This window comes from Photobacterium indicum, from assembly GCF_003026215.1.
Lineage (GTDB): Bacteria > Pseudomonadota > Gammaproteobacteria > Enterobacterales > Vibrionaceae > Photobacterium > Photobacterium indicum.
The window spans coordinates 477,550-499,331 of record NZ_PYOC01000001.1 but is presented as its reverse complement, the minus strand read 5'-3'; the positions used below and the strand labels follow the sequence as shown (position 1 = coordinate 499,331).

15 protein-coding genes and 1 pseudogene are annotated in these 21,782 nt (G+C 41.8%); 6 read left to right on the top strand and 10 right to left on the bottom strand.

What is annotated here, in order from left to right; all coding sequences use genetic code 11:
* The first annotated feature begins 377 nt into the window (after positions 1-377).
* Entirely contained in the window at positions 378-1,367 is a 990-nt protein-coding gene (locus tag C9J47_RS02165; protein ID WP_107252032.1) for a glycosyl transferase family protein, read from the top strand.
* A 125-nt stretch (positions 1,368-1,492) separates the two neighbouring features.
* Here C9J47_RS02165 and C9J47_RS02160 read toward each other — a convergent pair whose 3' ends face one another.
* From C9J47_RS02160 to C9J47_RS02150, 3 genes are all read right to left on the bottom strand, one after another.
* Positions 1,493-3,487 carry a tetratricopeptide repeat-containing diguanylate cyclase gene (locus tag C9J47_RS02160; RefSeq protein ID WP_107252031.1) on the bottom strand — a complete coding sequence of 665 codons (1,995 nt, stop codon included), beginning with the start codon at positions 3,485-3,487 and terminating at the stop codon, positions 1,493-1,495.
* Between the two features lie 234 nt (positions 3,488-3,721).
* A complete protein-coding gene (locus tag C9J47_RS02155; protein ID WP_107252030.1) occupies positions 3,722-5,629 on the bottom strand; it encodes a methyl-accepting chemotaxis protein in 1,908 nt (635 codons plus the stop codon).
* Between the two features lie 650 nt (positions 5,630-6,279).
* The gene (locus tag C9J47_RS02150) at positions 6,280-7,125 is read right to left on the bottom strand and encodes an enoyl-CoA hydratase/isomerase family protein (RefSeq protein WP_107252029.1); all 846 of its coding nucleotides are present in this window, start codon (positions 7,123-7,125) and stop codon (positions 6,280-6,282) included.
* A gap of 572 nt (positions 7,126-7,697) precedes the next feature.
* Here C9J47_RS02150 and C9J47_RS02145 point away from each other — a divergent pair.
* Positions 7,698-8,555: an NmrA/HSCARG family protein gene (locus C9J47_RS02145; RefSeq protein WP_107252028.1), complete on the top strand. Its 858-nt coding sequence runs from the start codon at positions 7,698-7,700 to the stop codon at positions 8,553-8,555.
* 49 nt (positions 8,556-8,604) lie between these two features.
* Here the strand turns inward: C9J47_RS02145 and C9J47_RS02140 are convergent, their stop codons facing one another.
* Complete coding sequence (locus C9J47_RS02140; RefSeq protein ID WP_107252027.1) at positions 8,605-9,486, bottom strand: LysR family transcriptional regulator; 882 nt, start codon at positions 9,484-9,486, stop codon at positions 8,605-8,607.
* A gap of 104 nt (positions 9,487-9,590) precedes the next feature.
* Between C9J47_RS02140 and C9J47_RS02135 the strand changes: the two genes are divergently transcribed.
* The gene (locus C9J47_RS02135) at positions 9,591-10,415 is read left to right on the top strand and encodes a pirin family protein (protein ID WP_107252026.1); all 825 of its coding nucleotides are present in this window, start codon (positions 9,591-9,593) and stop codon (positions 10,413-10,415) included.
* Positions 10,416-10,451: 36 nt separating this feature from the next.
* Positions 10,452-11,048, top strand: a complete 597-nt coding sequence (locus tag C9J47_RS02130; RefSeq protein WP_107252025.1) for an isochorismatase family protein — start codon at positions 10,452-10,454, stop codon at positions 11,046-11,048.
* An 11-nt stretch (positions 11,049-11,059) separates the two neighbouring features.
* On the opposite strand, the pseudogene C9J47_RS02125 reads toward C9J47_RS02130, so the two are convergent.
* Positions 11,060-11,224: pseudogene (locus C9J47_RS02125) on the bottom strand (IS4-like element ISPpr2 family transposase); the annotation flags it as partial.
* A 365-nt stretch (positions 11,225-11,589) separates the two neighbouring features.
* Complete coding sequence (locus C9J47_RS27420) at positions 11,590-12,756, bottom strand: methyl-accepting chemotaxis protein (protein WP_107252024.1); 1,167 nt, start codon at positions 12,754-12,756, stop codon at positions 11,590-11,592.
* Between the two features lie 389 nt (positions 12,757-13,145).
* Here C9J47_RS27420 and C9J47_RS02115 point away from each other — a divergent pair, with 389 nt between their 5' ends.
* A complete protein-coding gene (locus C9J47_RS02115) occupies positions 13,146-14,432 on the top strand; it encodes a DEAD/DEAH box helicase (RefSeq protein ID WP_107252690.1) in 1,287 nt (428 codons plus the stop codon).
* Positions 14,433-14,806: 374 nt separating this feature from the next.
* Here C9J47_RS02115 and C9J47_RS02110 read toward each other — a convergent pair whose 3' ends face one another.
* From C9J47_RS02110 to C9J47_RS02100, 3 genes are all read right to left on the bottom strand, one after another.
* Positions 14,807-15,826: a helix-turn-helix domain-containing protein gene (locus C9J47_RS02110; protein ID WP_107252023.1), complete on the bottom strand. Its 1,020-nt coding sequence runs from the start codon at positions 15,824-15,826 to the stop codon at positions 14,807-14,809.
* A 107-nt stretch (positions 15,827-15,933) separates the two neighbouring features.
* Positions 15,934-16,932 carry a DUF2860 family protein gene (locus tag C9J47_RS02105; RefSeq protein WP_107252022.1) on the bottom strand — a complete coding sequence of 333 codons (999 nt, stop codon included), beginning with the start codon at positions 16,930-16,932 and terminating at the stop codon, positions 15,934-15,936.
* 28 nt (positions 16,933-16,960) lie between these two features.
* Positions 16,961-18,532, bottom strand: coding sequence for an amidase (locus C9J47_RS02100; protein WP_107252021.1), 1,572 nt, complete (start codon positions 18,530-18,532; stop codon positions 16,961-16,963).
* Positions 18,533-19,027: 495 nt separating this feature from the next.
* Between C9J47_RS02100 and C9J47_RS02095 the strand changes: the two genes are divergently transcribed.
* Positions 19,028-20,470, top strand: coding sequence for a cytochrome P450 (locus C9J47_RS02095; protein WP_107252020.1), 1,443 nt, complete (start codon positions 19,028-19,030; stop codon positions 20,468-20,470).
* A gap of 112 nt (positions 20,471-20,582) precedes the next feature.
* Here the strand turns inward: C9J47_RS02095 and C9J47_RS02090 are convergent, their stop codons facing one another.
* Positions 20,583-21,755 carry a MerR family transcriptional regulator gene (locus C9J47_RS02090; RefSeq protein WP_211321692.1) on the bottom strand — a complete coding sequence of 391 codons (1,173 nt, stop codon included), beginning with the start codon at positions 21,753-21,755 and terminating at the stop codon, positions 20,583-20,585.
* Positions 21,756-21,782 lie beyond the last annotated feature (27 nt).

The following is a 21,782-nucleotide window of genomic DNA, read 5'->3' as shown; positions in this document are numbered from 1 at the left end:
CTAAAATGCGTCGAGCTCAGTGTACAAATTTATAGGTGGCTTCTAGTTATACCAATTTCATTAATTATCTGACCATTCAGAATACCACTGGGAGTCGAGTTCAAGGATAGTGTTTGATAGAAGAGTGGTTCTCTTTTGAAATCGCTAGACACAGAAGTTGGCTTCCAGTGATGTTCCCTTTGGGCGAGTTTAAAATACTTTTATACTGCGTTAATAAATTTCAATTTAGAGCAACTAGATCCTCAATTTATCTCCTTGCCTAAAAGCATTTTAACTCTCGCTGAACTGAGCATATAATTAATGGATTTGGTATTAAACATTGATTTTCAGTCATAAAACTGCACAAATAGGGTATACGTTCATTGCAGGAATAAAGCATGACAGCCTTTTCAGAATTTATTAAACATGTGGGGCGCGGTGAAAAAGGCCGTCGCTCACTGACACAAGAAGAAGCGCGCGAAGCGTTAAATATGTACCTCGATGGTAAAGCAGAGCTGCTTCAGCTTGCTGTATTGCTTATGCTGCAACGTGTTCGTTGTGAAACGGATGAGGAGGCTGCTGGATATATAGAAGCGTTACGCTCTCGTATTTCGCCGCAATGGCAATCCATTGATATCGATCTTGATTGGCCATGCTTCGCTGGTAAACGACGCCAACCGCCATGGCTATTATTAGCCGCAAAGATATTGGCCCAAAATGGCAAGCGCGTTTTCCTTCACGGTCATGCCGCCATTGATATGGTGAAATACCAAATAGAGACAGCCTGCCCGGCTTTAAATATTCGCCAAGCAAACACAGTCGAAGAAGCTGAAGCCATTTTAGCGCTTGATAATATCTGTTATGTGCCGCTTTCATCCTATTGCGATCCATTAGTGGATTTATTAGCACTGCGCAGTCAAGTAGGGTTACGTACACCACTAAATACTGTCGCACGGGCACTAAACCCAACAGCCGCCCCTTTTTCTATTCACGGTATATTCCACCAAGGTTATGAAAAACTGCATGCCGATGCTGCCGCACTGGTCGGTGATGACAATATGGTGGCTTTTAAAGGTGAAGGGGGTGAAAGCGAACGTAGCCCACGCATTGCATGCCGGTTAGCGGGCGTCATTAACGGTGAGCGTTTTGACGAAGAATGGCCAACATTCCTTGAAGGTGCCTCTGGTAAACACGGAGAAATAAGCGGTGAGTACCTGCAGAAAGTGTGGCTAGGTGAAGAGGATAATAACTACGGTAGCCATGCGGTTATCTCTACATTAGCCATTACACTAAAATTAATGGGCCTATGCGAGACACAAGAAGCAGCATTAGCATTGGCTGAGAAATGGTGGTTAGCACGTCACGATTTAAATCAGCCTAACGAATAGCTCTATCAAATAAAAGGTCGAATCATAATACCAACACGGTAAATGAACCTTCATTTACCGTGATTTAAACCGCATATTGAATACACCACAAAAGTAAAACAGCCGCACCAATACACAGTATCCCGCTAGTATGTACCCACTAACTTAACGCAATCTCGCCCTGACGATTTGGCTTTATATAACGCTTTATCTGCCTGCGTTAACAGCGTATTCCATTGTTCATAAATCACATCGCTCTTAATTCCACCAATGGCACCAATCGAGACAGTAACAGTCAATTCATGGTTGGCACTCATTATCGGAGTCGACGAGATAGATTCACGTAAGCGATTTAGTACTAATTCTATATTCGAGTCGGGGGCTAGTGCTAAAACGAGTACAAACTCTTCCCCTCCCCAGCGAATAACTAAATCATTATGGCTACGTGCGTTATCTTTTAAACGGTGCGCAATCTCAGTGAGCACATTGTCGCCAATATCATGACCATAGTTATCATTCACTTTTTTAAAATGATCCACATCGACAACAAGTACAACCAAATCGTAGGCATCTAATTGGCGGTTGTGTTCTGCGGTCTCTAACCACTGTTCTAAATACCGTCGGTTGTGAAGCCCAGTTAAAGGGTCTTCTAAAGATTGTGACGCTAACGTGGCATTTGAGCGACGAAGGCTAAAGTTAGTTTTAGCAACAGACGTATAGCGACGATAAAGAAGATAAATAACTAAACAAAATATAAGGGCAGCCAGCATCCATAATTGATCTAAGGTTCGCTGCTCTGATAAACGGGCTGTCTTCAAATCATTTTCATATTTCAGTAATTCAATTTCAGTCTCTTTATTTTTAGCCTCATAGCTTTCTTGAAGGGCAAATAACTGCTTACGACGTTCATCAAATAAGTAATCTTTCCCTTCATCTGCATATTGCTTATAAAAAGCGAGAGCCTGTTTATAGTCTCCACTTTCTTCATGAATCGTTGAAATAAGCTCTTTCAATAAAATGGCTTTTTTCCTATTATTCATGACTTCAAATTGCGCTAAGACCTTTTCAGCCAATGCTAATGCTTCATCGTATCGCAGCTGTTTCAAATAAGTTTCAGCAACAGCTTCATTGCAGTACACCATGCCGGCCTTGTCTGATATTTCAGTTGCAAGTGCCAAGCAGCGTTGAGAGCTTGCTATCGCGCTCTCTATTTCACCTTCTTGAAGCAATAAGGTAACAAGATTGGAAAGCGCATATATCTGAGCATAACGAGAGCCTTTTTCAGTCGATAATTTGACTGCGGCGCGAAGGTGTTCTGATTCTAATTCAGGTTTATTCAAATTTTTAGCAATGATTCCCGCATTAATGTGCAGCATTGCTTTTACGCCCGGATTATCAAAATTAACTTTATCAATTAACTTGAATGCACGACGGCTATATTTATCGGCCTTCTGCCATTCTTCTAAACGAAAGTAGACTGTTGAGATATTAGATAATACTCTTGCTTGTTGAATCTGATCTTTTTGTTTGGTAAAGGTTTCTAATGCAAAGCGATAATCATCCATAGCTTTTGGATAATCAGATGCATCCACATAAATATTGGCGCGCCATTTCATCGCCCGAGCCAATAGATGCTGATACTTTTCTTGCTTGGCGATTTCAATAACTAATGCAATATGCTGAAAAGCCAGTTCATGATCACCAACCTCAACAAATTCAATTGCTTGCTCTAATACCGCTTCGCCCATCATCCAATTTTGATCTAAACGTTCACCTAAAGACGTTAATTTTGCGATGTAGTCCTCTGCATATTTATGATTCGCCCATATTTCAGTTGAGCCAAGCGCTCCTTCTAAACGAAAGATAGTCAAATAATAAAGAGCCTGTCGAAGATCATCTGTTTTTTCGAGATGCTCTAATGAAAATGTAGACAGTTTCTTACGCGCGACTTCAGGCTCACTCTCCGCTAATTGATAGATTGAAAATAAAGAACTATCTTGCGTCGTTAACTTATTGGCAATAAAAGGGGGAATAAGTGGCAGTTCTTCGGCCTGCACATTCAATGACAAGACAAGTAACAGAGAAGATACCCAAAATTTTGAGTAAACAAATAACGCTTTGGGTATACAAGGTTTGGGCATAGTTTAAATAACAGACAATGATTAGAAGAGAATCTTGATATCTTATTGTTTCGTAGTCAATGTTTTATCCACATTAAAACTGGGATATCTGTAAACTCACAGCGTCGCTGTACATATTTTTTTACTCTATAGATAGGATTGTTGCAAAAAATTCAGATCAAACATGGGAGCTACAGCGAGCTCCCTGCATGATCAACAATTAACTCGCTGATCACTTGTTTGTCGAAAAGCGGTTTACTGTAATTTGAATTTATCAACAACAGATTTTAACTGACTGTTTGCAGCAGCCAGATTGATGGTCTCATTAGTTGTCATTTCTCCATTAGAAGATAACTCCCCTACGATTTCACGAATAGCTGCCATGTTACGAGTGATTTCACCCGCAACAGAGCTTTGCTCTTCGGCTGCGGTAGCAATGTGGGTATTGAGATCATTGATGTGGGTAACTGAGTTAGCGATAGTATCAAGGTCATTTTCTACCAAAGATGTACTTTCTGCTGTTTTCTCGCATGTTGATTTAGTCGCTTTCATTGCAGAAATTGCAGAGCTTGAACCGTTACGTAATTTATTTAACTTTTGTTCAATTTCAGCTGTACTCGTCTGCGTTCTAGCTGCCAATGCCCTTACTTCATCAGCGACAACGGCAAATCCTCTGCCTTGCTCTCCGGCTCGGGCTGCTTCTATGGCAGCATTTAACGCAAGCAAGTTTGTTTGATCTGCTATTTCACCTATCACATTCAGCACATTGGTGATCTCCAAGGTATCTTTTTCAATTTCGGCAATACTGATAGATGTATCTTCGACGTTCTGCACAAGTTGAGACACCGTGGTTGTAGCACTAATTACAACATTTTTAGACTCTGTAACTTGCGAATTGGTTCTATGAGTGAATTGAGAGGCTTCAGCTGCATTACTCGCGACATCATTAGCAGTGGCGCTCATCTCCTCAATAGCAGTAACGATTTGATCCGTCTCGGTTGCATGAGCAGTCAATACGTTGTTGTTAGCATCTGCTTGGTTTTTAAGCTGGTCAACGCTTCGAGAAATGTGGTCAGAAGACTGCGAGACTTCTAGCATCAAAGATTGCAGATTCTCGATAAATGTATTAACCCCTTCTGAAATTTGGCCCAGATCATCACGACTAGTAACCGGCAATCGTCGAGTGAGATCACCGTTTCCTTTTGATAGATCAAGTACCACATCTTTAAGAGTGAGTATTGGACGGTATAGCTGATTTAACACAACAATGACAATTAGGAGTGCAATGATCAGAATAACAGCAGATGTTGATAATGCTTTGATTAATGCGGCTTCAACATCGGCATAAACCACCGATTTATCAACGCCAACGTAGAGATACCATCGACTACCATCAACCAATGGAATTTCGGAAAAATAAGCACGCTTATCAGCTCCAGTCCACTGATAATCAGCCGCACCAGAGCCTTGGGCTGCCATCTGCTGTTCCAATTTTGGAATACCAAAATAGCTCCCCAGTTCATCACTAGGATCTGAAGATGCCAGCTGAGAAAATTGTTCACTTAGGATTAAAATCACCGCACCGGGGAAGTCAACATTGTTAATAACGTCATTAAGACTTTTCAATGATATATCACCGACCACGACCCCCTCGCTGTTAACTGGGGTCGCGATGCTCACCATCAAATCTCCGGTCGTATCATCGGTATAGATATCTGTCAGTATGGTTTTATTTTTTCCCAATGCTTGCTGGTACCAATCACGGGTACGCGGATCATAATCACGAACATCAAAGACGCCATTGTTGCCACCGGAATCACCGAAAGCACGGCCATCACTGTAGCCAACGGTAAAGCTGGAATATCCACCCGCTTCGGTAACCAACTTTGCAACCTCAACATATTCGCTGTTTGAGTGATTGGTTCGGAAAAAAGCTTTGCTTGAGCTGAGTGCGTCAACTTTTGTCTGCATCGATAATTCGACTTCACGTTTTGCACTTTTTACAATTAATTGCGATTGTTTTTCAATCGATGCAATTTTGTCGTTTTTAAAATTATTATAAGACAGCCAGTTGGTAACCAACAGTGCCGCAGATACCAGTAGAGCAACAGTAAATATAATGCGTTGCTTAAAACCAACACGTCGAAATGAGAGATATTCCATATCTGCCTTCTTAGTTACTACCATAATAAATGTATGATTTATTGGACGGATGACGATTTTAGTCTTAAATCGATACACTGTAGATAGCGGAGATTACCCATACTCTATCAGGTTGAAATGGCAGTAGAATATTGTGAAAAAATGATATTTTTGACAGTATGACGGCACATGGCTATTTTTATCTATTTATACAATAAATTAGTCACAATAATTATTTGCTGAAGTAAGCTAAAAACAGATAGCTTGTGAAAACATAAACGATCTTCTTGCATACAAAGTTACATGCTGTTTGTGTTGATGAATTTCTTATATTTTTGTGTTTTGTGATGTTCGACTGGTTTAATGGTCATTGGAGACATGAAAAATACCGTGATATCTCTCGCAAAGGTTTAATCGCAAAGTTATGAAGAAGTATAAACGTACTGATTTTCAAATATAATTAGGCTAATAGCGCGTAAAATTGTTTCAATTTACCTTCAATCTGCAGTGGCTTTAATCATCTCTTTATTACTGGCTAGAACATACACAGCGATCCCCATTCAGACCCATTATAGAAAATAGTGAGAAGGCAGAGCCCACTATTCATATTTGGTATTAGTAACCAACCCGATAAACGAGCGACCTCTGCCGCTCCTGTATCGAGGGGCTATTTAAAGTAAACGTGCCCATAGTGGTCTTAATGACCATAACGTAAAGAACAGAGCAGACGGAGCATATTTCTTTTTGCGCCAAAAAAAACGCGACTGTTCTTTTAAAAAATCAGCGCCTAAAAATGAATCTGCAAGCTGTTCAGATTCACGTGAATTAGTCACTTTGAGCTCTTCTAAAGGGCTTCCTGCTAAAAATTGACGCGGTTCATTATTTGCAACCCAATCTTGAGCAATGCGCTCTGCTTCTTCCATAAGCTGATGCTGAGGGACAACTTTTTGAACTAACCCAACGCCTAATGCTTCTTTGGCGTTGGGCTTCCAACCTTCACTGCCTAACATACGCTGTGCATTCTTTTCACCCAATAATCGAGGAAAATGAAAACTAGAGCACCCCTCAGGGGTTATACCTAGAGCCGAAAAGGGAGTTGAAAAAGTCGCATTATCAGATGCAATAATGCTATTTGCTAAAGTGGCAGATGTAACACTAGCACCTATTGCAGGGCCATTAACGGCAATAAGTAAAGGCTTGTTACAGTTAAGAAAAATATCGAATAGTCTCAGGTTATTTTTTACGATCAAATTATGCAATTTTTTTGGAGGCATAACTTTAAGTGAGCCACCTAAATTGACACCCGCAGAGTAGTATCTACCGGTACCCGATAAAATGATCGCTTTAACTGCATCGGTGGTATTTGCTATTGAAAACACTTCGGCTAGAGCGTCCATCATTTCCATCGTCCACCCATTTAGTTTCTTGGGGCGATTCATGGTAATGGTAAGCACATTATCTTTGATATTAGTCAGTAGATGACTTGCTGCAACGCTTGAGAGTGTGAGGTTATTCATGATGATGCTACTTCCTGTAAAATATCCCTTAAATTTAATGCAACTCTAGCCCATATAATGCGACCTTATATAAGGTCACATTATACTTTTTGAATAAGAAACACTTCAAAAATAAAGTGTACTAATTGGCTATGAGTATTAGCTCTAATCAACTATAGGACAAATCTGATTTAAGTGATCATCCTAAGTCACTTATGGGCAAAATGAGTCGCTTAGGAGCGGTAGAACATTTATTTCGATATTGTGTGTTTTCCCTTTGGCGAACCTGTATTGTGCTTAGATGAGGCGGCAAATTTAATCCCTGTGCTATGCACAAATTGAATGAATGTTTAATTTTCAACTCTGCCATGAAGAAATAAATGCTCCCAGACCTGATGGCACAGTATGCACTACCAATAATAGCGCTGCTGGAATTGCCAATATCCTTAACCAGTCCTCACTTAAGTCGAACATGACCAACTCAATTACCCCATATTTGGGATAGTGTAATTTATTTTTGCCATCTAGTTGACCAATCTAACCCTTGTTAGGATTTACCCCGTCGTTAAGCAAACATTAAGTTGGATAAGATCATGGTCGAGAATAAAGTTTTAGTCGTGACAGGAGCAACAGGCAATCAAGGTGGCGCGGTAGTAAAACACCTGATGAACAGTGGCTTTACTATTAAAGCGGTAACCCGCAACCTGCAAAGCAAAGCGGCGGATAGGTTACGCCAACAAGGTGTTGAAGTGATCTATGGCGATCTGGACAAGCCGGAAACGCTTACACCGATATTGAAGGGTGCCTATGGCGTCTATTCGGTGCAAAATAACTGGACCAGTAGCATAAAGGTCGAAATTGCTCAGGGTAAAGCCCTGGCGGATGCAGCCAAAGCGGCTAAGGTGCAGCACTTTGTTTATTCTTCTGTGGGCGGAGCCGAGCGTCAAACGGGGATTCCCCACTTTGACAGCAAAGGGGAAATTGAGCGCCATATTATTAAGATCGGATTGCCTTATACTTTTATCCGCCCTGCTTATTTTATCGAAAATTTTTTAGCAACTGGCAGTTTTGCTTTTGTTAACTGGAGCCTGTTGTCTTGGGCATTGAAAAAAAATCGAAAGCTACAAATGGCCGCCGTTGATGATATTGGAGCATTTGCCGCCTTGGTGTTTTCCCAGCCGAAACGCTACCTGGCTCAAGCTGTGGAACTGGCTGGTGATGAAAAAAGCTTTGCCGAAATCAAAGCTATTTACACCCAGGTGATGGGAAAAAAGCCGCGCTACCTAACACTGCCAAGCTGGCTATTTGCACCAATGAGCAAGGAGATGTCGACCATGTTTTTCTGGTTCAAGAAAGAAGGCTTCCAGGCGGATATCCCAACGATTAGGGCTGAACTGCCCCAACTTAAAGGCCTGCAACAGGCCTTGACAGAAATGATACAGCCTAGTTGACAGATGATGTTACCTGCTCTTTAGACTACCAATTTGCTGACATTGTGGATCATGTAATTTGGTCGATCACATGATCCACAAATAAGCGAATATTCTGAGTTAAATATTTATGAGACTGATAGATAATGTACATATTACCAGCAGGAATTTCGTAGTCTGTCAGTATCAAGTTAAGCGATTTACTTTCCAGATAAGGCTTAACCAAAGGCAAAGGAACTCTGGCAATGCCCAATCCGGCCACCGCTGCCTTGATTAATAGATTATTAGCATCAGTGGCATACCGACCATTTACAGGAATATCTAATACCTGGTCGATATCTTTAAATTGCCAATTCTGATTTTGAAGAGTATTCCCCCATAAAATACAAAGATATTGAGTCAATTCTCTGGGGTGTATTGGTTCACCATACTGAGCAAGATAGTCGGGACTAGCACAGCAAACACTTTGCTTGGGTCCAAGCCGACGAGCAACCAAGTTGGAATCCTTCAGCACACCAGATCGAAAAGCGATATCAATTCTCTCTTCTATCAGATCGACCTGATGATCTGTTACTTTCAGCTCAATTTTCACCTCTGGATACTTAGCAAGAAATTCGTTGATCCAAGGTTGAGCGTATAAAGTGGCGAAATCTAATGGAGAAGTAATCCGCAGGGTCCCTTTCGGTTGCTTTTGTGACTGGGTTACAACAAGGTTGGCCTCTTCAATTCCCATAAGATGCTGCTGGCATTGTTGGAAATAGAGCAATCCTTGATCAGTCAGGGACAGCTTTCTTGTGCTTCTATGCAATAACCTCACCCCTAAACTATCTTCTAGCTGCTGAACTTTGCGACTGACCGTGGTGGACGGTACGCCGAGCAGCTTTCCGCCTCCAACAAAACTACCGGCTTCAACAACCTTAATGAATATATTGATTTCATTGAAATCTACCATTTATTACCTCTAACAATGGGATAGATAAACCCAATTATACTACCTACTCAATGAATGGATAGTTATCTAGAATATACTTATTCCAACGAATCAGAGAGCAGATAATGAGCCGATTTATTCAAGAAATTCGTACTGGTTCAAATCATGAACCCGTCACCAGTTTTGTCTCTAGAAGCAATCTAACTGTGTTGAATCCCTTTGTACTGTGGGATCACTTCGCTATTTCCGACGCAGATAACACTGCAGGCTTTGGCTTTCATGGTCATTCAGGCGTGGCGACCATCAGCTACCCACTGATTTCGAGTATAAAACATGAAGACACGGGAGGGCATACCGGCCATCTACTTGCAGGAGGCATACAGGTAATGTCAGCAGGTGGTGGCGTCTTACATAAAGAAACTGTTTATCCCGATGCAGGTAAAGCGGAGGCATTTCAACTGTGGACCTTATTACCAGCGGCTGAAAATGAAATGGGCCCCGTCACCTATTCTACCGCTCAGAGTGATGCTTTACCTGAGGTGAGAAACCTCAAAAGTCGAACTAAAGTACTTGTCGGTGAGCATCAAGGGGTGAGCAGCCCTGTACAACATTCTGTGTCCATGACCTATCTCCATGTGAACCTGAAATCGGGATCTAAGTGGCAACATCAGGTTGCCAAAGGGCAGATAACAGCATTTGTTTACCTGCGTTCTGGCCAGTTGGCAATTGGTACAACTCATTTGTCCGCAGGTGAAATGGGAATATTTAACGCCAGTGACGACGAGATCCAGGTTAGCACCACGAATAATGCCGCTGAGTTCTTGTTGGTCACGGGAAAACCATTAGCACAGCCGATTATCAGTACAGGACCATCGGTACATTCGAGTCGAGACAATGCAATATTCGGTTCGCGTCAAATTAACAAACTACAAAAGCAATTAACTCATTAACTGCCAGTAATGGCTCAACCAAAAGAGAGATATAAAATGAATCACACTATGTTTACGCCAGAAAATTCAGCGATGTTATTGATTGATCATCAAGTTGGTACCATGGGTTGGGTTAAGTCTGCTGACTTGGAAGAGATTAAGAGACATACGATTGCGTTAGCACGTGCAGCGAATGAAACGGGCATGCCCTTGATTCTCACTTCGAGTATGGAGGATCAAGCCCAAGGTCCGTTGTTCGAGGAACTTCAGCAAGCAGTACCAGAAGCATTTGAAAAACGCGTGCAGCGTGCGGGTGTTGTCGATGCGATGAAAGATCCTGATTTTGCGGCCGCAGTTAAAGAGACTGGACGTAAAAATCTGATCATTGCTGGTATTACAACTGACGTCTGTGTTGTTTATCCAGCCATCACGTCAGTGTTGGAAGGGTATAATGTACAAGTCGTTGTTGACGGCTCTGGTTCACCAAGCCAAATAGCGGATGAAACAGCACTGCGCCGCATGGAATCCCATGGTGTCACGCTCACCACTACCAATCAGTTGATAGCGGAACTCGCTCAGGACTGGAGTAGTGAACACGGCCAGAAACTTATGCAGGTTCTGTTTGAAGAAATTTTGTCTAAACTGCATGAATAGTTTCACTCTATCTAAGATAGTAGATCCTCGATGCTAACTGTTAGCTCTGATAAATGAGCTAACACGTAAACGTAAACATATATCGTTATGGTATACCTACCGTCTTTTGCAACGTCTCGGCCAATATAAATCGTGGATAATACTGTCCGATGTTTTAGTGAATTAACTTGTAGAGAAGACGGCAGAGTGAGCACTGCCATCTAGCCGTACATAATCCACAGTGCCATAACAGCTGACCTAGGTCGTGCCAGACTTATCTGAAGCCTGAAATATAATATCTTCAATTCTGGGTTTCATTGATTTTATGCTGGCGATTCAAAAAGGTAAGCTAATAGCTTTATTTCAGAGCTATAAAATGCCATGTAAAAAACTATATGCCATCTACCCTGAACATAATTATTTACCCGCAAAAGTAGGATTTTTTTTGACTTGATTATTGAAACTCACTCCACTCCCCCCTCTTTGAGTATTTGGGGAGAGTGTTATATTGTACTATGAATTCTTTGCTTAGAAATACACACGATTATCGCGTCTAAGAATTTTAACTTGTTTTAAATAACCCCAGTTGTCCTACGATGTTGTCTGTAACTTCACTAAGGTAGTACCCTTGTTGTTCAAGTTCAGCGCAATCATTAGCATTTGAGCTAGAAAGCGTTTTCAATGCTTCAATCTCTTTACTGATATCTCTAACCAGCTTGTGAACATAAAGAATATCAACACTACCACTTTCACTGTCTTGACCAATAAGGGGGAGGATTTCATTAATATTTTCGCAGGCCGCTTCGAGCCCTGATTGGCTGGTTGTCGTGTAGTGAGATAATGATGTTATCGCTACAGACTGAGTTTTCATCTGTTCACCAGCGTCAAGAACCGCTTCAGATATCCCCGTTATTATCTGGTTGATATCATCTAAACTTTCCTGAGTAGATTTCGCTAAGTTTCTCACTTCATCCGCCACTACAGCAAAACCTCTTCCATATTCTCCCGCTCTGGCAGCTTCTATCGCGGCGTTTAAAGCCAAAAGGTTCGTTTGATCAGCCAGATTATTGATGACCGATACTACTTTTTCAATAGATTGTGTTTGCTTAGATAGTTGGTGAAATTTGTTCTGAAGTGAGTCATTGTTTTGGATGTAAGTACCTATCTCTTTTACCATCACTCCCATTGTACTGTTTGAGGTAAGTAAATCATCTCGGGTCTGTTCGACTTTTGAGCGCGTTTCTTCTGCTTTGGATTGAAGAGTTATCGATGTCTGATCCAAAGTCTCAACTTGATTTGTTATAAAGTGGACTCGATTGTCTTGTTCCTGAATCCTTACTGAAATGTTTTGAGTTTTAAGCTTAAGTAAATCGGAAATTTCATCAGAGGTATTGGCCTGTTGTTGTATATCTACCAGCGCACATTTCACATTTTCTCTGAAGGTATTAATGACATTGAGCACATTACCCATTTCTTTGTTGTACTTACTGTTTATTTCGCAAGGTACAGAAAGATCTTTTCTCTCAAAATTCTTCATATAATTTGTGACATTTTCCAGAGAATCGACGCCCCAAAATTTTTCATCTATGTCATGGATAATCAAAGAAACAACAACAACATATTGAATGATTTGTGAAAATAACACATCAGTAAAAAATGTAGCATTAACCAAAAGTGCAATCGCACCTAACCAGTGAATGAACCTCATTCGAATAAAAAGTGAACGCATATACTGTCCCATTGTAATTGATGTTTTTGCTGGGTAATTCGGCATCTCTACTGACTTTTATCTATTGCTAAGCTTGTATGCTTGTCCTTGATTATCAGTAAGTATTGAGATGTTAGCCGCTTCCCTATTGCGCAACATCCTATATAACATGCATATATAATACAAGTTATAGTTAACCCACATCTGGGACAACAAAAAGAACGGTTGTGCTTCTTATATTATTCCTATCATTGCTCTACTTAACGCTTGGAACTTAGTTTCGTATAAAACTCGGTCTATTGGAGGGGGGAATGACATTACGGCAGGGTTTGATCGATATCACTAACTTAACGGGGCATAAATACGCTAAAATAGCGCGCTATTATCTTAGCTCTGAGCCCTTTATATTAATGACTACTGCCACAACGCCAGCCAACTTTACAGAACTTGGCCTTATTTCACCTCTATTAGCTAGATTAACTGAGCTGGAATATCAACAGCCAACGCCTATTCAAGCGCAAGTGATCCCAAGTGTATTAGCAGGACGTGACTTAATTGCAGGGGCAAATACTGGTTCTGGTAAAACTGCCGCTTTTGCACTGCCTATATTGCAGCACCTTTTTCTGCAACAGCACTTGAGTAGCAAAAACAGTAAAGGTAACTATGTTACTGGATTGATTTTGGTTCCTACCCGTGAGCTGGCCAAGCAAGTTGCTGACAGCATTAAATCTCATGCGGTGCATTTTAACGGAGCGATTAAAACGGTTGCTGTTTTTGGTGGTGTATCTGCGAATACTCAAATGCTCGCATTACGTGGCGGCACTGATATTTTGGTTGCAACACCTGGTCGATTACTCGATTTAATTTCAAGTAATGCCATTAAGCTCGATAGGGTTAAAACCTTAGTGCTTGATGAAGCCGATCGAATGTTAAGTCTAGGCTTTACTGACGAGCTATCTGCATTGTTGGATTTATTGCCAAAAAATAAGCAAACGTTATTATTTTCAGCGACCTTTCCTGAACAAGTACAGACGTTAACCCAAGAATTACTTAACGATCCTGTTGAAATTCAATTGCAAAGTGCAGATGCTAGCACCTTAGTACAGCGCGTTTTTACCGTTAATAAGGGCGAAAAAACAGCCTTATTAGCACATTTGATCAAGCAATATGAATGGCGACAAGCGCTTATTTTCGTTAATGCTAAAAACAGCTGTGAGCACTTAGCTGACAAACTCTCTAAACGTGGTATTACCGCAGAAGTGTTTCATGGCGATAAAGGCCAAGGCGCTCGTACTCGTGTACTTGAAGCGTTTAAAGCCGGTGAGATTGAGGTATTAATTGCTACTGATATTGCCGCCCGTGGTCTAGACATTGAAAAACTGCCGGTTGTGATCAATTTTGACTTACCAAGAAGCCCATCAGACTACATGCACCGTATTGGCCGAAGTGGCCGTGCTGGTGAAGTGGGCTTAGCGTTATCGCTTATCGATCATGACGATTATCATCATTTCAAAATCATCGAAAAGAAGAACAAGGTTCGACTTGAACGTGAGCAAGTAGCAGGCTTTGAAGCTGATGAGGTTAATGAAGCGTTTTTAACTGCAAATAAGCCGATGGCAAAACCTGAAGGCAGCGGTAAGAAAAAACGCAAAAATAAAGCATCAGTGAATGAAGATGTCTGGTTGAGAAATTTTTAACCAGAATAAAAGACAAGCCTAACAAAAATCTAATTTTTGAATGGAAACCATTTGAAGATTGATTTGTAATCATAAACACCTCTCTGTAGAGCTAATCGATTTAATCGTGTATTAGCTTGCAGGGGGGTGGCATTACTAATACTCATTTTCCCTTAAGTGATCTTAGCGACCACATCAACGGTGAGTTGATCTTTCGAATCCATCACAGTCATCCTTCGCAACCTCTGAATAGCCCAATTGAAGTATTCAGAAAATCGCTGTTCAAATAGAACCGTCAATTTCCCTTGGTAATTGGCAAACTGACAAAATCGGTTGATGTTCACAATGACGTCTGTCGATACACAAACGCACTTATAGACATAAAACATTTACAATTAAATTTTAAGCTTCGTTGGTGGGTGCCCTGTCCACTTTTTAAACGCTCGGCTAAAAGCACTAGAATCAGAAAACCCTAGCTCATGGGCAACATAGGTGATACTAAAATCCGTTCTATTGAGCATTGTCAGACTCAACTCAAGGCGATACTTATCGAACAACCGACGAAAACTAATGCCCTCTTGCTGTAGTTTACGATTCAACGTTCTTGAGCTCATATGAAGAGTACTAGCAATACTGTCTTGGTTTATATCTTTTACTGATACCGTCTTAAACGCCTCATTGACTTTAAGCAGCAGGCTTGTCTCCAGTTTTTTTTCCATCTGCTGGTCAGCAAGCCTTATTAAGGCTGCGTGAAAGTCTGGTAAGAACTGACGACTCTTAGACTTAACAATATCTTGAGTAAAAAGAAGATAACGAGCTGGATAACCATGCTTCATTTCAACATTGAAGACTCGCTCAAAAATAGGGGAGAACTCATGGCCTATCGTATTTTTGTTGATATGTATGGCTAAATGTTGATTCGGAGTATTGAGATAGCGCCTGACTAACTTAAGGACAATACTCAAATAGAGCCCTAAACTGATATGTGTCATCAAAGTTGACTCATCAATATATTCAGGTGTAACAGTCCAAAGCTCTAACTCACCACACTCTGTCTCACGACTAAATATCTTTAGTAATGGATGGATATGAATGGAATATCGGCTAAGAAGTTCACAAAAGCTTGTCAAGGTTGGGGCAGTCAGAATAGCTAGAGCGGGAGCCCCTAACTCCAATTCATCAAAATATTTTGCAGATTCATTAAATATATCGATGAGTTCATAGTTAAACTGTTGATAAATATTGGAGATCCCTGTTTGAAGTTGATAAGCAGAGATGGAATCAGCTGATAAAAGGGCTTTATAAGTATCAGGCCCCCCCCAAATATCACTGCTGTCTCCAACTCGTACTTGAATAGCAGAATCTAAAGTCTTAAACCAGAAGATTGGTAACTGAGTACTATAATTTTCCAACATAACTCCCTGTTGTTCTTATTCCCTGGTAGTTAACTCATCCCTATATTTAGCTCCAAACTAAAGGATTTTATTACAAGTTACAAGAAGCGTTCAGCTCAACCATATCTCTAGAATTTGTAGTTCAAACCTAGTGAAATGAGATATTGAGAAGAGTCATAATAGTCAATGTTTGACTTGACCGTTTTCGCCCCTAGTAAGGAAACCAAGGACCAATTCTGATAGCCCAAAATATCCGTATACTCGTAGGCTACAAATACTCCGTAGTCTTTGTCCTCACGCACTTCGTTGAATATTGGGTTTTTCTCATCGTAATCTCTTTTGGCTGTGCTGACGGTTAAAGCAAAACCGTGATTCTCAATCTTGTTGGCTAAACTAATCTCGGCACCAAAACTGATAAAAGACAATGCATCGCCCTCAGAGTTCGATGAAAAGACATTTGCCGATGGAGTTAAGAGCCCAGCCCGATTCTTCAATAAATATTGATAACCTGTTTTAAGATAGAAATAATTTCGCTCACGAGTCATTAAAGCACGTTCTTCGTCAGTCAGATTAAGTCCTTTAAGCCCCGTTTTTTCATGTTTTACATCTGATTCACCCACTGCCATATCTAGATGAAAATTTGACCCCATAATTCTGGAAAGCTGCATTCGAATAACGTTGCCAGTTAGATCTGTCTCTTTTCTTTTCGCATCTAGAGCATATGGGTCATCCCATACTTCTCCAGAGATTAAAGTGGGTAAGATGGAAAAATCAACAATCATTCCACTTTTAAGTTGCTGTCTGTAGCCGATTTCAAATGCCAGTGTACCTGTAATGATATCGTCTCTAGATGTCCCCAAGAAAAACTGTTTGTCTTTCAACTCTCCAAATGTGTACTGTAGCGAACCTAACACGGCAGCCATGCCACTCGCTTCAGTTGTACCTGAAGAAAACAAGTCTGTTTGAGTTTGCTCGGCGCTTTGCCCCACATCCAAGTTGCTCGAGTTTGCCGTCATACCGATTAAGAATGTGACATTTCCACTGATTCCCTCATTAGGTGCTAACGCTGCGTATGCGAAAGGGGCGAACATCATGCTCGACATAACCAAATAAATTATTGTTTTCATCTACTGCTTCTTATTTGAACGGATGGACTTAAAGGGCTATCGGGGCTTTTCTACCAGCCCACGGATTGGCGTTTTCTAATTGATAAGCCAACTCAAGCAAGAGACGGTCATTACCTCTTGCTGCAGAGAAATGACTGCCCACTGGTAGGCTGTCCTTGTTCCAATACAGAGGCACTGACATTGCAGGATTCCCTGCCACATTTTCTATAGGGGTGTAAGACATTAACTTTTCAGAACGCGTCCAAATTTCTTCACCTGAATGTGCTTGTTGATCAAAATAACCAATCTCCTGTGGGATATGATTTGAGCAAGGAGTCAGCCATACATCGATTGTGTTAAAAAAATCCAAATTATGTGCAACAGCAAAATGGTGACAATTTGCTTTCGAATCGATGTAAAGATTTGGATGAGACTTCAAACGAGCTTGCATTGTGCGCGCTAAATAAGTGACATTTTTGCTCACTTGATCCGACATGGACTCTAGGGGGATCCCTTTACTATCGAACTGTTCGGCTAAGCTAGCCATCTTGTTTCCAAAGACTCCCATATAGTTATACATAAACGCTTCACCATCTTTTACAGGTTGAGCAACCTCCACAACGATATGCCCTAACCCTTCCAATAATTCAACAGTAGAACGAATGGCAGCAGTTGTATCTTCATCAGGTAGTCTCCCATGTATATCCTTCATGGTTACACCGATTTTTATTTGACGATTAAGTGGGGTATTTACCATACCGATTGCTGTACGTGGAAAAGCATGCTCAAAACGGTTTTTTGTATGATCTTCAGTAACAGACAAGGCTAATGCTGTGTCACGGACTGTTCTCGACATAAATGACTGATGAGTAAAGTCTTCATTGGTTGAGCCATTGGCTAGCCCCGTAATAAGGGACTCTCGACTTGGCTTGTAACCAAAGATCCCCGTCGCTGATGCGGGCATACGTGAAGAGCCACCACCATCAGTTGCGTGGACAAGTGGCACATATCCGGCACCAACTGCAGCAGCACCACCTCCAGTGGATGAATGTACACCTTTACGCAGGTCCCATGGGTTTCGCGTTGCACCATGAAGGGGGTTTTGTGTACAACCTAGCGTCATCATCTCTGGGATATTTGTTATACCGATGGTGTTTAACCCTGCGTTTTGCGCCGCGCGAATAAACCAAGATGTTGATTTCGGTCTTCGTCCCTTATTTAACTTAGAACCCATCGAGCACTCGAGACCAACGACATCAACACAGTCTTTGGCTAGAAATGGGACACCCGCAAATGGAGAATTAGGATTAAATGAATTTGCGCGCTCTAGAGCAATATCAAAGCACTCGGAGACGACAGCATTAACCTCGCCGTTCGTTTGTCGGATTTTATATATGGCCTCTTGAACAAGCTCTTTAGGTGTGACTTTTTTATTCCTGACAAGGTTCGCCATTTCAGTTGCATCAAGGGGAGAGTCAACCGTTTTATAATCTGATGGAAGGTTTACGTTCGAAGGTGTCGTTGCATTAGCTAAAGCAGGTTGTGATATGGCAACTGCTGATACTGCCCCTTTCCCCACAACCTTGAAGAAGTCTCTTCTTTTGAGTTTATTGATCGTCATAGCTTCTATCCTCAATCTAGGTAAGTCACTATCCATGTATCAAAACCAATTAAATTAGGTCCAGCCTATCTCCTCGCTGTCGTTTGTAGGGTTAGATTAAAGAAGAACAGAATTAGACACAGTGCAATTGCAGCCAATGTTTATACCAATTACGCCAACTTGCCGTGTTCTGAGTAGTTGCAGGTATGAACAAGAACGTTAGATGGTGAAATTTTTTGATTCGGGGGGCGCCTAGATATTCTGTAACCATAACTTGATATATAGAATCCACTCCCTCTTTTGCCAATCTAGACTTAGGGAAGTGAGACCAAAAATGAGGGCTCCCAACGAAGTTACTGAACAGAGCCCAGGCCCTTCCTAATAATCATCTTTACTAATCAGCGGAAAATATCAACAAAGCCACTATACTTATCAACTGGTACGATCTGTTGGTGTGTTTATAACCCATTTCTGTCACCCCACAGTAGTTGGTTATCATAAAAGGAGGATACAAGCATGACGGAGTCAGTGGTACGGGAAAATCAACTGATAAAACGAACATTGGATGACCTACCCCAACCTAAAGGCTGGCCATTGTTGGGCAATTTCCTGCAGCTACAGTCTAAAAAACTGCATCAGGTGCTGGAGCAATGGTGTTTGGAATATGGTAATACATATAAAATCGATATTGCTGGCCTGTTGTTTGTGGTGATAGCAGACCCTGTGGTGGTCAAAGATATCCTGCGGCGGCGCCCAAAGTCTTTCAATCGTACCGCTAGTCTCGAGCGGGTATTCAAAGAACTCGGGATCCACGGTGTACTTTCATCCAATGGCGAAAGCTGGAAGCGACAGCGCAGGCTAATCATGCCCGCATTCAGTAAAAAGAGCCTAGCTTCATTTTTTCCTCTGCTGGAACAAACCACTGAACGACTTCGCCTTCGTCTCGTTAAGAAAAAAGGGCAAGATACTCTCTCTATCCATGATGATCTTCGCCGTTTTACCGTTGATATCACCACCTCTCTGGTGTTCGGACATGACACCAGATTACTGGAACATGACGGAGATGGTCTGCAGAAACATCTAGAAGTGATCTTCCCGCAGTTAAACAGCCGCACCAGGATGCCTTTTCCCTACTGGAAATACATCAAATTTAAAAAGGATCGCAAATTAGATCAGGCACTGATTGAAGTTGAGAAATATGCGCTAAAGATAGTAGAACAAACTCGGGATGAACTGCAATTCAACCCGCAGCTGGCAGATGCTCCCGAAACCATACTACAGGCGATGGTCGCGGCTTCTGATGATAATAACCGCCTGACCAACGAAGAACTGTTTGCCAATATCCTGACATTACTGCTGGCAGGTGAAGACACAACCTCTAACCTGATCGCCTGGATGCTGTATTTTATCAGCCAGAGGCCGGATATTCAGTGCAAAATAAATGAAGAGGCGGAACAGATCCGATTGAAGCATAAGGGTCAGATCAACGTGCAGGGGCTGGATGAGCTGACTTATCTGGAGGCCGTCGCCCGTGAAACCTTACGCCTAAAGTCCACAGCTCCCATGATATCAGCTGAAACCGTTGATCAGGTGACACTACTGGATGGCACAGAGTTACCAGCTGGTACCGGTCTCTTTTTGATGACGCGGCTAGGCGGACTTAACCCAGAGCACTTTAAGGACGCAGAGCAATTCAGGCCTGAGCGCTGGCAGGAAGAAGCCGTGGCAGCAGAAGCTTGTCCGCACAAAGCAACCAGCCACTTTCCCTTTGGCGGTGGTGCACGTCACTGCCCCGGTGAAACTCTGGCTTTTATGGAAACAAAAATGGTCATCGCCATGCTATGCCAGCAATTTGACATATCTCAGCCGAAGAGCCCGCCAGTAGTGGAAGAGTATGCCATTACCATGCGACCCAAGAACCTTCAGATCTGTTTACGACTCAAAACTGTGGGCAAATAACCCGCCCACAATACTGCGTCTAGTGTTTCAACAAAAACCACCTCCATTGGAGGTGGTTTTCACGATAGTGCCTCTTTAAAACATACTTAAAAAAAAAGAGATAACCGCTACTTTAACGGCACTTTCTTAGGATAAACATCTGATAGCCGAACTGACCAAGATAGTTGCTGTAAATGTCGACTTCTTTACTAATTTCTTTCAGTACCTGAGAGCCTTGCATTTCTGATTGTACTTCTTCAATGCGCAACTTCAATGGTTCATAGTAGTTCTGCCATGCTTGGCGACTGAGCGTAAAGCTATTAATAACGTCATAACCAGCAATTTCCATCTGTTTGATACGTGTAGTAACCGTTTGAATATCAGGATATTCATGCTTCCAGAATTCGATAGCTTCCTCATTCGGCGTATCAGTCAACCAGACTAAGTCGCTTAGCATTAAAATACCGCCGTCATCAAGCAGAGGCTTCCATTGAGATAAAGCCTTGGTCACACCCATAATGTAAGCGCTTCCTTCTGCCCATAAAAGATCGAAACTCGCCTCACTAAAAGGCAGCGTCGTCATACTGGCACAAACTGTTGTGAGTCGAGATGCTAAACCATCCGCTTCAAAACGGTCACTAAGTCTTGTTAATGCCGATTGCTCGTTATCCACTGCTGTAATAGATGCGGTCGTATTCTTTGCCAGTACCGTCGTGGCCAGCCCTTTACCGCAGCCAATTTCAAGAATGACTTTCGGTTGCTCAGGTAAAAGCGACAACGCTTTGAGTGTTTCACTTTCACTTCCTGGCGCCCATCGGTCAAGTGCTTCAAAGACCGTCATAAATTCGGCCATATACTGTTCGTGTTCGTTCATGTCTTTTGATAACCATTTTAATCGCAGAGCTTCTTTTTCACTGAATCCCTGCTTCATTAACCAATCTAAATGCGCATCAGGCGCTAATTTATTTGTATTTTCATGCCACTCTTTGAGGTTTCCCTCACCAAGCATCGCCGCGAGAAGCTGTCGCGACTGTTGTTTTTGGGCAATTTCATCATCCAATTTATGTAATCGACTTTGTAAAAGTTTACGATCTACTTTTGCCTCTAAGCACGCTTTACACTCTTTGAGGGTTAATCCTCCAGCCTGAAGTTGCCGAATTAAACGGATGCGCTGAAGATCACTCTCGCTGTATACTCGATAGCCGTTACTTAATCTCCGACCTTTTATAAGGCTTTGTTTTTCATAGTAAAGTAGAGCGGCGCGTGACAGCCCCACTTCAACAGCGAGTTCAGAAATTCGATACACCATTTAATTCGATTCCATTGTTTGAAT